The sequence below is a fragment of the Pseudalkalibacillus sp. A8 genome (assembly GCF_045920555.1).
Taxonomy (GTDB): domain Bacteria; phylum Bacillota; class Bacilli; order Bacillales; family Fictibacillaceae; genus Pseudalkalibacillus.
This window is the reverse complement of record NZ_CP174509.1, coordinates 540426-552961: the sequence shown is the minus strand read 5'-3', so window position 1 is coordinate 552961 and position 12536 is coordinate 540426. Positions and strand designations below refer to the sequence as shown.

Sequence of the window (12536 nt, the reverse complement as noted above, 5' to 3'; positions counted from 1 at the left end):
ATGGAACATGTACCATTCTCCGTATGGAAATTGGATATTTTAAAAGCTGATGAAGAGTTTGTATCTTTAGCGTACCATATGCCCTGATCCGCTCTGCTTTGGACGACGCTAGTGAAAAAGCAGTTATGAAATGGTAAGATTTCAAAGAGATGGCTGTCAAAAATTCTTCCACGATCATCGAAAACATGCTTGGAAATATGTAAATGGATAGAAAGGGGCCGCTCACCAGCCCCTTTTTTGTTTATGAGCGAATTATTCAGCAGTTGTCAATTCGTTTGATAAGAATACATAATCACCAACAGAGATGAATTTTTCAAAAATCCACTGTAAATACTTTTACCTTGTATTTTTTTAAGTTACCTTTTCTAGTCATCATCGTGATCGATATCCGTTTCAAGCACTTTTCCGTCAGTGGCTGAAATTTCAATGTCTGCTTCACGGTTCTCTGACATCTTGATTTCAATTTCATAAACGTACTTGTCATCATCTTCATCCAGTTCGATTTTTGTCACTTTTCCATCCGCTTGTTTCAATGCGATGGCTACTGCCTCTTCTTTAGAAATCAAATCGTCAGCTACCTTTACTTCATTACGATTGTCATCAAAATCATCATCGTCGTCTTTCGCGACTACTAACACTTCACCCGTGTATGCATCGATATGCACATCATGATCTTCTTCACCTTCTACATCGATATCCACCTTATAAACTTGCTTTCCATGTTCTTCTTCAATTTCCATTTCATCAACGTTACCCTTTACTTCTTTCAATGCAATCTTCTCAGCCTCAGAGACCGAAATCATGTCTTCGCCGCCACTTTTGGTATTTTCGTTGGTTAGCGAGACGTTCTTTATCCCTCGTCCCTCATCGTCATCCATCGCTTTCACCGCTCCGATTCCCCCGATTGCCAATGTACCAGCTAAAGTGAACATGATGATTTTCTTCTTCATCTTTCATTCCTCCTGTATTTGTTGTTTACAATTCCATCATATCCACCTGAGATTAGAACAATGGGAAAAGAACATTAGAAAACGATGAGAATTTCAGTGCCTGGCACCGATTCAAACCCCTTCTCCCATATGAGTTTTTAAATGGTGCCTGGTACACCAAACAAAAAAGCTGACTTGCAATCGGGAACCGAAGTGCAGGTCAGCTTTTGTAGTATCCTATTCAATTACTTCCACGCGTACGTTTTTTCGTCCCCATTGAATGGCGTCGTCCCGGTTAGCGATGAACACATCGATCGAGTTCCCATTTATACCGCCGCCTATGTCAGCTGCAATCGCGACGCCGTAACCTTCGACTTTTACGATGGATCCAAGCGGGATAACACTAGGATCGACAGCAATTACTTTCGCATCAGGGTATTTTTTCAAATCAAGGCCCATCCTTGTCATACCTGAACAACCATCGCAATCTGCCGTGTAGGCTGTACTTTCTACTTTCAATGTTTTACCAGCAGCTGAACCACGCTTTGCTTTACTGTCTAATGCTGATCTTGTATTCGGTCCTGCAATCCCATCCACTACTAGACCTTGTTGCTTTTGAAAGCTCTTTACCGCGCTCACTGTGCTAGATCCATAAATACCATCGAGGCTTGAGCTATAGTGTCCTGCTTGCTTCAACTGGTATTGAATATGTATGACTTGCTTTCCGATGTTACCATAACGTAATACTTTTACTGCATGATTCGTTTGCGGTCCAGCAATACCATCGACCTTAAGGTTGCGTTTACGCTGGAAATCTTTGACTGATTCTTCCGTGATATCCCCATAATATCCTGTCGAAGTATGGTACGGGAATACCCCTTTAGTCATCAAGTAATCTTGTAATTCTGCACTATCAGATCCTGACGATCCGTTTGCTAACGTTCGATCTCCAAGTGCTGCTTCCGTAAAAGAAGGAGCTGCAATCATGAGTACCCCTACAACAAAGACCATGAACATGGCTCTTAATCTTTTAGACATTAAAAAATCCTCCCTATTTTCTTTTCTTTTTACATAAAAGAATTCGAGAGGAAATGACATTATTCGTATATAAAAATGAGATTCACAACGTTCGGCCCTCAATAATCCATTATTTTGAAATAATGTATTCTATATGGTCTATATGAAAATGATGGTTACATTACACAAAATACTCCAAACTTAGTATTTGTAAAAATTATACTGATGCAGCCTAAGGATGATCATTAAGAAGATGCCCGAAACCGACACTTGCGTTCAGGAACTCAACATCTCTTTCACCAATTTTCTGTTCCGTTTTTTAAAGACATCATTATGAGAGGAAACCATTGCAATTCGATCAGCATTCGGTTCAACGTATTGTTTGGCTCTGTTCACTGCATTTGCAGCATCTTGAAACGCGCCAACAATCAGATTAAGCTTCCCTTTGTGCTTTAAAATATCCCCGGTAGCATACAGCCCATCAACCGATGATTCGCTGACAGTATTTCCATCAATGAAGAAGTCATCAGCAAGTTTGATGTTGATATCACTGTTTTTGATCAAGGTCGAATCTTGTTCATAACCATGGTTAATGATCACTTCATCAATGGATAGATAAGTCGTTTCACCTGTACTGTAATTCATCAGTTCTACTTGGTCGATCACTGTTTGATCAAAACCGGCCAGAAGTTTGGTGATCGATGTATTGTAGAAACATCCGATCGAACTCTTTTGAAGCTGTGTAATTTGGGATTCATGGCCATTCAACGCTTCTCTTCTGTAGGTCAGATAGACTTTTTTTGCAACGGGCTCCAACTCATTCGCCCAATCAATCGCAGAATTTCCTCCGCCAGAAATGATAACCTTCTTATCTTTGAAGCTTTTCAATGATTTCACCGTATAGTTCAGATTGGAAACCTCAAACCGTTCTGCACCCATGATTTCAAGCTTTTGAGGCTTCAAAATCCCGCTACCGACAGCGACGATGACAGTTTTGGAATAATGGATGCCACCGGATGCGGCATGTAAAACAAAAATCCCCTCTTCATTCCGTGTGATCGCCTCGATTTTTTCACCTAAAATGACCGTAGGATTGAAGGTCAAACCCTGCTCAACCAGTTGATTGATCAGTTCCGCTCCTGTTGTCGGTGTCAATCCGCCTACATCCTATATCATCTTTTCAGGATAGACATGGATTTTGCCACCAAGTTTGGGCTGGAATTCAATCAATTTCGTCTTCATTTCCCTGAGGCCGCTATAAAAAGTGGAATAGAGGCCAGCTGGCCCCCCGCCGATTACGGTTACATCATATAAATCATGCCGATCCATATCTGAACACCCCTCATAATCACAACTTTAATTGATTATCATTCTCATTTAAACATACACCATCTTTTACGATTGTTCAATATTTACATTCCTAAAAAAGGTTGACAATAGAAAAAACTAACTTTATAGTTATGTTTATCGAGCGATACTGATAATCATTATCAATGAAACATTATCACATATCGGGGGTTTAAAAATGGTCCGCCTACATACAACTGACTTGAATATCGGTTATGGTGAACGATTGATTGTCAAAGATCTCACTGTTGAGATCCCGGATAAGAAGATCACCACGATCATCGGTCCGAATGGCTGTGGAAAATCGACATTGTTGAAAGCGATCACACGCATCATTTCACATCAATCCGGGACTGTCGTTTTAGATGGAGAAAACATCTCGAAACAAAACACGAAAGAACTTGCGAAAAAAATGGCGATACTGCCTCAGACACCTGAAAGTGCAAGTGGATTGACTGTCGGGGAACTCATATCCTATGGCCGGTTCCCCTATCAAAAAGGCTTTGGCCGGTTGACTAAGCGAGATTACGAGATGATCGATTGGGCACTCGAAGTGACCGGGACGATCGACTTCAAGCACCGTCCTGTAGATGCTCTCTCAGGCGGCCAGCGCCAACGTGTCTGGATCGCGATGGCACTTGCCCAAGAAACGGACATCATTTTCCTTGATGAGCCGACGACTTACCTCGATATGGCTCACCAGCTCGAGGTTTTGGAATTGTTGCAGAGCCTCAACATCCAAGAACACCGTACGATCATCATGGTCTTGCATGACTTGAACCAGGCTGCCAGATTCGCGGACTACATCATCGCTATGAAAGATGGCGAAATCGTAAAGGCTGGCAATTACGAAGAAGTCATCACACGTGACGTCCTTCGGAAAGTTTTTCAAATCGATGCTGAAATCGGCCGTGATCCACGTACCAAAAAACCGATGTGTATCACATACAATCTATTAAAAGGAGAACACAAACATGAAAAAGCTACTGATCCCCTTCGCACTCTTGCTGCTTCTCATGGTTAGTGCGTGCAGTAACGCTTCCTCTGAAGCTGGAAACGATGATTCAAAAGAAAACAGAGAAGACAAATCCGGAACGATTACATATGAATCAGAAAATGGACCCGTCGAAGTCCCCGCTGATCCGCAGCGTGTCATCATCCTTTCATCTTTTGCGGGGAATGTCATGGCACTTGATGTCCCTCTTGTCGGAGTCGACTCTTGGTCTAAGATGAATCCTCGTTATGAGGAATTGAAGGATGTAGAAGAGGTAACGGATGAAAATTTGGAAAAGATCATTGAACTTGACCCTGATCTCATCATCGGGCTATCCAATATCAAGAATGTCGATAAACTACAGGAAATCGCCCCTACTGTGACCTATACCTATGGAAAAGTAGATTACCTGACACAGCATATCGAAATTGGAAAACTATTGAACAAGGAAGAAGAGGCTAGAGCCTGGGTTGATGATTTCAAAAAACGGGCGCAAGCGGCTGGTGAAGACATCAAAGCTGAAATCGGTGAGGATGCAACAGTCTCTGTCATCGAGAGTTTTGACAAACAATTATACGTCTTCGGCGATAACTGGGGACGCGGAACTGAAATCCTTTATCAAGAAATGGGCTTGAAAATGCCTGAAAAGGTAAAGGAAGAAACACTGGAACAAGGCTACTACGCCCTTTCGCCAGAGGTTCTCCCCGAGTTTGCCGGCGATTACCTCATTGTCAGCAAGAATGCCGATGCGGACAACTCGTTCCAGGAAACCGAAACATATAAGAATATTCCTGCAGTCAAGAACGACCGTGTCTTTGAAGTGAATGCGAAGGAATTTTACTTCAATGATCCAATCACACTTGATTATCAACTCGATTACTTTAAAGAGGCGTTTCTCGGCAAGTAATCTATGAAACGAGGGTGACCTGAAAGGAAGCAATGCCCTCTCAGGTCATCTTTTTTCAATTACAATTGTTCGTTTTAAAGATAATTCACCAAGTTTCAAGATAATTTTACAATTTTAAAGATAATTCCATTTTTTTCACGTTAAAATCAAAATTTTAAAGATAGAACTCTGATTTTTAAAGATCCAGAGCCTATCCATCAAAAAGAGAAAGATGCGATTGACATGACTGATCAGCCAAAAACCATTTCATTCATCTTCAAAATGATTCTAGGGCTCCTTATTTTCGTCGGTACATTCATGGCAGCCATGATTTTCGGAGCAGCAGAAACGACCGTGAAAGACGTATGGTCTGCCCTTACTTCGCAAATGACGAACGATACTGCCCTGATGATCCAGGAAATTCGTCTGCCACGTGAAGTAGGAGCGATTTTCGTCGGTGCTGCCCTTTCCGTATCCGGAGCTATCATGCAAGGATTGACTCGTAACCCGCTTGCAGATCCAGGCCTGCTCGGATTGACGGCTGGAGCAAATGCAGCACTTGCTGTCACCATCGCACTCATACCCACAATCAATTATTTCGGAATCATGATCGCCTGTTTCATCGGGGCAGCAATCGGTGCAATCATGGTATTCGGCATGGGCTCGATGAAAAGAGGAGGCTTCTCCCCTTTCCGTATCGTACTCGCAGGTGCTGCAGTTTCGGCTTTTCTTTTTGCCGTTGCTGAAGGGATCGGCCTCTATTTCAAAATTTCTAAAGACGTATCGATGTGGACCGCCGGCGGTATTATCGGAACCACCTGGGGACAGCTTCAAATCATCATACCCTTTATCGCGGTCGGGATCCTCGTTTCACTCATGCTTGCAAGACAACTTACCATCCTCAGCTTGAATGAAGAGGTAGCTGTCGGATTAGGGCAAAAAATCATACCGATCAAGGCTGTCCTTTTTGTCGTGATCATTCTGCTTGCCGGCGCATCCGTTGCGCTTGTCGGAAACATGGCCTTCATCGGACTGATGGTTCCACATATCGTCCGGGCCATTGTTGGAACGGATTATAGGGCGATCCTGCCGATGTCGGCTGTGATCGGTGCGTCGTTCATGTTGTTGGCTGATACACTAGGCCGTACGATCAATGCACCATACGAAACACCAGTAGCAGCAGTTGTAGCCATCATGGGGCTCCCCTTTTTCCTCTTTATCATCCGCAAGGGAGGTAAGGCATTCTCATGATCCATCCAGCGTTGATTCGAAAACAACGGATCACGATATTGATCCTGCTTATGCTTATATTCGTCACTTTCATTATTGGAACAGGCATGGGATATGCTGCATTATCGTATGACAGGCTGCTTCCTACCCTGCTCGGACAAGGCACATTCAAGGAAAACTTTGTCTTGTTCGAAATTCGCCTCCCTCGGATTTTGATTACAGTTTTGGCTGGGATGGCTCTCGCTGTTTCGGGATCGATTTTACAAGGAATCACACGTAATGACCTCGCGGACCCAGGAATCATCGGCATCAACTCTGGAGCAGGTGTTGCCATAGCCGTTTTCTTTTTGTTTTTCCCGATTGAAGCAGGTTCCTTCGTGTACATGCTTCCGCTTATCGCATTCATCGGTGCTTTATTGACAGGATTTCTGCTCTATTTGTTTTCTTATGATAAAAAGACCGGATTTCAACCGGTGAGGTTAGTGCTTATCGGGGTCGGTTTTTCAATGGCGATGTCAGGTATCATGATCGTCCTGATTTCATCAGCTGAACGTGCGAAGGTCGATTTTATCGCGAGGTGGCTGGCAGGGAATGTATGGGGAACGGATTGGCCGTTTATCTGGGCAATTCTCCCGTGGCTGGTCGTCCTTATCCCCTTTACGCTCTATAAGGCGAACCGATTGAATCTCCTCGGTGTAAGTGATCCTGTCGCAATAGGTGTCGGTGTCTCAATCGAAAAAGAACGCATCGTCCTGCTTTTAGCTGCTGTCGCACTTGCTGCGTCTGCGGTTTCAGTCACTGGCGGAATTGCGTTTGTCGGTTTGATGGCACCCCATATTGCAAAAGCAATCGTCGGACCAAGGAATCAACTGTTCCTTCCCGTTGCAATCCTGATCGGAGGATGGATGTTGCTGCTTGCGGATACCATCGGCCGTAATGTAGTGGAGCCGAACGGAATCCCGGCTGGAATTATAGCCGCATTGATCGGCGCACCCTATTTCATGTATCTGTTGTTGAAAAAGTAAAGAGCCATAAACAGAAGAATAAACCCTACAGATAAGTAAAGACTAAGACAAAAAGAGGGTTTTAGGAAATGAAAATGTTTATAGCCCTTCCATTCGTTGCTTGTTTATTTTTTGGCGAAAACACAATAGTGATGAACAATTCAAACAATATGTTAAATGAAAGTCAGCAAGTTCCTTCATATGCTAAATGGGGGCAAATAGCTGTGCAAAGGACAAAGGAAAAATACCCAGACGTAGCAATTATTGACTATCTTCATATTGGCAGGGAAAGTGGAACAAAATTCTCAACAGAAAAGTTCAAACTATGGTTAAAAGAGGACAACAAGGAATTTGGTGTTTTTGTTGATATTAAATTTAATAATGTAACAGAACAAATAATCGATATTACATTTGAGGAAACACCTAAATAAACGGGGTACAAGGTTTTTCATTGAGTATTCACTTTAAATGTAAGCACCGAAGTTAGATCATTCTCGAAAGAGTTTAGGAACCTTCCAGGTCGTTCCGGTCCTGGGTGAATTTCAATAGTCATGCCACTAAAAGCCAGCAGCAGGTGATTTCATTTTTGAAACACCTGCTGGTTTATGATCCTCCCTTTCAATCTTCATACGTGATCGTCGTTTCACCCGTGTACCCATCTACCAAAACGGTTACGTCTTCCTCATCATTGATTTCAATTTCAATTTCAATTTCATAGGTCGGTATGCCATTGATCGTGATGAGTTCGAGATCGTCGATTTCTCCTGATACAGCAGAGAGGGCCTTCTGTTTCGCTTCTTTCTCAGAAATCAACGTTTTCTCTTGTTCCTTCGGTTCTTCTGGTTTTTCTTCTGTACGATTGATGATTTCACCAGACTTCGCATGGACCGTAACAACTATAACCTCTGTGTCTGTCTTCACCTTTATTTTATAGACAGGAGGATTTTCGTTTTTGATGAATTGGGCATCCTCCACCTCACCCTCGACATCGTTCAATGCGATTTCCTTCGCCTTTTCCTCATCAATCTGTTTTCCTCTTGCTTCTAGGATTTCCAACCCTTCAATGCTGCGCTCATCAGCATTTATGACAATTTTATAGATTCCTGTTTCACGCTCAAGAATCGCTTCGAACAAATCTCCATGTCTTGTGATCTCTTTGATTTCACCTGAATATTTGCTTGCGATGAATTCCTTGATTTCATCTTCCGCTAACGGTCGGTCGTTTTGACTTGCAAGGATATGCTGTGCGCTTATGATGATGCCGACGACAAACAGGGCGACACCCAGTATGATTAACACGTTCCGCTTCAAGGTCCCACTCTCCCCCTATATAAAATCAAAGCTCTTTTTCAGCTGGATCGTAATGCTTGTTCCGTCCCCTTCTTCACTATCAAGGTCGATGGTCCCTTCATGAGCAGCAATGATCTCTTGGGCAATCGAGAGACCAAGACCGCTTCCACCTGTTTTCCGGCTTCTCGCCTTATCGACACGGAAAAATCGATCAAACACCTTCGCAACATCTTCTTTCGGAATGCCGATCCCGTAATCTTTTACCGTGATGGCAGGATGCCCTTGGTCATATCGGACAATCACATCGATTTCACGATCACTGAACTTTTTCGCATTATCCAAAAGGATGAACAACACTTGCTTTAGTTTCTGTTCATCACCTGCTGCCCACACTTCATACTGTTCATACACAACATTTACTTTCCGCTCGTAAGCCTGCCGGAAAGATTTTGCTACCTCCTCGCAAACGACAACCAGATTGACCGTCTTCCAGTCGATGTTCCAATCATTCTCATTCCGCGCAAGCAGAAGCAATTGCTCCGTCAAATTCCGCATCCGGATCGATTCCGAATGAATCGCTTCGACCGATTCATCGAACACCTCAGGCTTTTTTGTGCCCCACCTTTTCAGAAGACTAGCATAGCTCTCAATGATCGTGAGCGGCGTCCGCAATTCATGGGATGCATTTGATATGAAGCTCTGCTGTTTTTCCGAGTTCTCCTGCAAGATATCGACCATACTGTTGAAGGTTGTTCCCATCTTATTAAGTTCATCCTTCGACTGGTCCTCCAGCTCGATATGCTTGAAGGTTTTCTTCAGCTGGATCTCCTCCATTGTGGCAGTCAAACGTTCGATCGGCCGTAAAATCAAATCGCTCAGGACTCTCGCTGAAAGGAACGCAGGTAAAATCGCAAGCAACGTCGCAAGCAACAAAATCGTGCTCAATATTTCAAGGTTCGCCTGGACTCCAACCAGACTTTCCGTCACCTCAAGTGTTACGATCTCCCCGTTTGTCCAGATGATCGGAATCGAGACGACTGCATAGGATGCTCCGGCGATTTCGTGGACTTCAGCGGATTGTGAAGACTGGAACTTTGCCTCGCTCTTCCTTAGTTCATTTGTTTTCGCCTGTGTTAAAACTGCTTTCGAATCGTGATTGATGATCCGGATCATGCCGTCATTCGGGATGAATGCAGGCAACAATGTACGGGGGGCAACTTGTTCTTCCTTCAATGCGGAGGCGATCGTTTCCGTCTGGTTAGTCAGCCGATCCAGTTCCCCTTCTGTCGTCACTTTATTGAAAAAGTAATAGATTGTGCCATTGATCAGCAGCAGGATAATAAAAAGAAAAATGGTTGAAAAAAGATGGATTTTATTGCGGATGCTCATCTTATTGCTCCTTCAAGACGTAACCGACACCCCGGACCGTCTGGATCAAAGGTGATTCTCCATTGTCGACTTTCTTACGCAAATATCGGATATACACATCGACTACATTCGTATCCCCATAATAATCATAGCCCCACACAGCGGATAAAATCTGGTCCCGATTCAGCACATGTTGCTTGTTTTGAAGAAGATAAACGAGCAGGTCGAACTCCCTGGGTGTCAGTTCAATCTGTTTATTGCCTCGGCTAACCTCTCTTGTCTTCTCGTTGACGATCAGATTACCAAGAATCAACCCCTGCCCTGTTTCCTCTGTCTTACTTAATCCCCTCTTCAACCGTAAGCAAACTCTGACGCGTGCAAGTAATTCCTCGATTTGATACGGCTTCGTAATATAATCGTTCGCACCTTGATCGAGACCGGCCACCTTATCCGGAACCGAATCCCGAGCCGTCAGTAAAATCACCGGGGTGTGCTCGTCATTTGAACGGATCCGTCTTAATACTTCGATACCATTCAATTCCGGTAGCATCACATCCAGTAAGACGAGGTCCCATCGGTCTGAACGGAATTTTTCAAGGCCTGCTAAACCGTCATATGCTGTATCGACTTCATATCCCTCGAATTCAAGTTCAAGCTTGATGACACGGGCAATCTTCTCTTCATCTTCCACGATCAAAATCTTCTTATTGGCCATCATTTTCCCACCTATTTCGCAATCTATGCCATGTTCATTTTCAATTCATTCAGCTTCATTATACGTCTCCAACATTAAAAAATGGTGAGAAAAACCTTAAGTCAACGAAGATTCTGGCATCGCCGCAATGGATTTAGAGCTTAAGAGGATTCTAGTTACATTCATTAAAAAGACCCCCATAGTGGAGGTCTTGAAAATAATCAGGCAAATAAGTCGGTCTTGAATATCAATAGGAGGAAACCGACCATGGCAGTGATGGATTACGTGGTGTACCCTAACCGTTTTAGTTTTTTATCTACAGTCGCTCTTTTTTGTAAATCTTTAATATAATCCATGACGATTCCAAGGCAGAGCAGGACAGTGATCATAACGAGATACATTTTCAGTCAAAATGAAGTGCGCGATCGCTAAGAAAGCTAAAACAGCCAAACTGAAATTTCCGAGTATCGTATATATAACAAGCTTTTTATCATTCATGTCTTCTCATTCCTATTCTTTGCTGCGGTTTCTGTTTTATAAGTCTCTCTTGCTTCAAATGCTTTTCAATTTCTATTTTATTTAATGAGCGTAAAAATTCCTCTAAATACCCATTTTATAGGATAAATAATCAGTTCTGGTATGACGAACAAAAAATCAGCAACCCAGCTATCCTTTTGATTATCTTTTTTTCGATTTCCCATTTCCCGTACTCCTTTTATAAACCAGATCACAGAGTTCCATCATTTAGTATTTTTACGTTTTTCATGCTGTTCGGTTTCAATAATGTAGATTTTTTCTAAGAAAGATCGCCATCGGACCAGACTAGAACCAATTAACTCACTTTTTGTGTGTGTTCTTCTTTTCACTTCTATCACTTTTCCCCACTGTATATAAAAAAGCCTGCCGTTCATACGCCGACAGGCCTTTAGCAATCTTTTATTCTACTACCTTCAGTTCAACCTCACCGAAATGATCGAATACGGCACGATAAGTCCCAAGCTCTAATGGAAATGGACTGAAGAAGGTTCCTGATGAAATCATCATACCTTTCTTCAGACTTTTACCTTGTGAAGCTAACGTATCCTTTAACCAGATAACCGCATTCAACGGGTTATCCAATACATAAGAGGAAGGCCCTTCAGCCACCTCTTCATCCCCGTGATAAACCTTTACAGAGATGTTGTCCAGCGGTATTGCAGGTGTCACTTTTTTCAGCTCACCGACCACTACTTTACCGGTTACCGCATTATCTGCAATCAGTTCTCCAATTGAGATTTTCGGAAACCAATCTTCAATACGGCAATCTGGAATTTCAAGCCCAGGTGCAATCAGACAATTCTCGAGAATTTCTTCTGACCCCGCTGTCGGCGGAATGTCTTCCGTAATTACAAACAGCAGCTCTGCTTCGACAAGTGGATCGAAAAACTCTTTTTTGCTCAATACTCCATCTTTTACGACAGACTGATCTGTCAACGTTCCGTATACGGGAGCGTCTGTATGGAAGATCTTTTGAAGACTTTTGTTCGTCAAACTGATTTTATAGCCTTTAACGGGATCATCCTGATTACCGGTTACTCGGTGAATGAATTCCTGTTGGACTTCATACAATGAGTCCTTTGTTGGAAATCCGTCTGTATTAATAGAAGGAAGCTTTCTTTTCTCCCTATGCGCTGTCAAAAGTGATGTTACGATTTCCTCAGTTTTAGTCATGATGGATATAGCACCCTTTCTATTTAAATTAAGGCATGACCTAGAGTATAAAGGAAAAACACCACTA

At 42.9% G+C, this 12536-nt stretch carries 13 protein-coding genes and 1 pseudogene; 5 read left to right on the top strand and 9 right to left on the bottom strand.

What is annotated here, in order from left to right; all coding sequences use genetic code 11:
- Positions 1–365: 365 nt before the first annotated feature.
- The 3 genes and pseudogenes from ACJROX_RS02915 to ACJROX_RS02905 all read right to left on the bottom strand — a co-directional run bounded on the left by ACJROX_RS02915 (position 366) and on the right by ACJROX_RS02905 (position 3275).
- Positions 366–950, bottom strand: a complete 585-nt coding sequence (locus ACJROX_RS02915; protein ID WP_408009285.1) for a PepSY domain-containing protein — start codon at positions 948–950, stop codon at positions 366–368.
- A gap of 216 nt (positions 951–1166) precedes the next feature.
- A complete protein-coding gene (locus ACJROX_RS02910) occupies positions 1167–1967 on the bottom strand; it encodes a peptidoglycan-binding protein (RefSeq protein ID WP_408009284.1) in 801 nt (266 codons plus the stop codon).
- 255 nt (positions 1968–2222) lie between these two features.
- Positions 2223–3275: pseudogene (locus ACJROX_RS02905) on the bottom strand (NAD(P)/FAD-dependent oxidoreductase).
- Positions 3276–3471: 196 nt separating this feature from the next.
- On the opposite strand from ACJROX_RS02905, the gene ACJROX_RS02900 reads away from it, so the two are divergent.
- From ACJROX_RS02900 to ACJROX_RS02880, 5 genes are all read left to right on the top strand, one after another.
- On the top strand, positions 3472–4317 hold the full coding sequence (locus ACJROX_RS02900; protein WP_408009283.1) for an ABC transporter ATP-binding protein: 846 nt from the start codon (positions 3472–3474) through the stop codon (positions 4315–4317).
- Positions 4268–5194, top strand: a complete 927-nt coding sequence (locus ACJROX_RS02895; RefSeq protein WP_408009282.1) for an iron-hydroxamate ABC transporter substrate-binding protein — start codon at positions 4268–4270, stop codon at positions 5192–5194. The genes ACJROX_RS02900 and ACJROX_RS02895 overlap by 50 nt, the downstream gene beginning before the upstream one ends.
- A 222-nt stretch (positions 5195–5416) precedes the next feature.
- Positions 5417–6424 (top strand): FecCD family ABC transporter permease, encoded by a 1008-nt coding sequence (locus ACJROX_RS02890; protein ID WP_408009281.1) that lies wholly within the window; start codon positions 5417–5419, stop codon positions 6422–6424.
- The gene (locus ACJROX_RS02885) at positions 6421–7428 is read left to right on the top strand and encodes a FecCD family ABC transporter permease (RefSeq protein WP_408009280.1); all 1008 of its coding nucleotides are present in this window, start codon (positions 6421–6423) and stop codon (positions 7426–7428) included. Before ACJROX_RS02890 ends, ACJROX_RS02885 begins: the two co-directional genes overlap by 4 nt.
- Positions 7429–7496: 68 nt before the next feature.
- Positions 7497–7838: a YqzG/YhdC family protein gene (locus ACJROX_RS02880; RefSeq protein ID WP_408009279.1), complete on the top strand. Its 342-nt coding sequence runs from the start codon at positions 7497–7499 to the stop codon at positions 7836–7838.
- A 187-nt stretch (positions 7839–8025) separates the two neighbouring features.
- On the opposite strand, the gene ACJROX_RS02875 is transcribed toward ACJROX_RS02880, so the two are convergent.
- The 6 genes from ACJROX_RS02875 to ACJROX_RS02850 all read right to left on the bottom strand — a co-directional run bounded on the left by ACJROX_RS02875 (position 8026) and on the right by ACJROX_RS02850 (position 12469).
- On the bottom strand, positions 8026–8718 hold the full coding sequence (locus ACJROX_RS02875; RefSeq protein WP_408009278.1) for a PepSY domain-containing protein: 693 nt from the start codon (positions 8716–8718) through the stop codon (positions 8026–8028).
- Between the two features lie 15 nt (positions 8719–8733).
- Positions 8734–10086: an ATP-binding protein gene (locus ACJROX_RS02870; protein ID WP_408009277.1), complete on the bottom strand. Its 1353-nt coding sequence runs from the start codon at positions 10084–10086 to the stop codon at positions 8734–8736.
- Position 10087: 1 nt separating this feature from the next.
- Positions 10088–10780, bottom strand: a complete 693-nt coding sequence (locus tag ACJROX_RS02865; protein WP_408009275.1) for a response regulator transcription factor — start codon at positions 10778–10780, stop codon at positions 10088–10090.
- A 321-nt stretch (positions 10781–11101) separates the two neighbouring features.
- Positions 11102–11257 (bottom strand): hypothetical protein, encoded by a 156-nt coding sequence (locus ACJROX_RS02860; protein ID WP_408009274.1) that lies wholly within the window; start codon positions 11255–11257, stop codon positions 11102–11104.
- A gap of 77 nt (positions 11258–11334) precedes the next feature.
- Positions 11335–11460 carry a hypothetical protein gene (locus ACJROX_RS02855; protein WP_408009273.1) on the bottom strand — a complete coding sequence of 42 codons (126 nt, stop codon included), beginning with the start codon at positions 11458–11460 and terminating at the stop codon, positions 11335–11337.
- Positions 11461–11695: 235 nt separating this feature from the next.
- A complete protein-coding gene (locus tag ACJROX_RS02850) occupies positions 11696–12469 on the bottom strand; it encodes a 2-keto-4-pentenoate hydratase (protein ID WP_408009272.1) in 774 nt (257 codons plus the stop codon).
- Between the last annotated feature and the right edge of the window lie 67 nt (positions 12470–12536).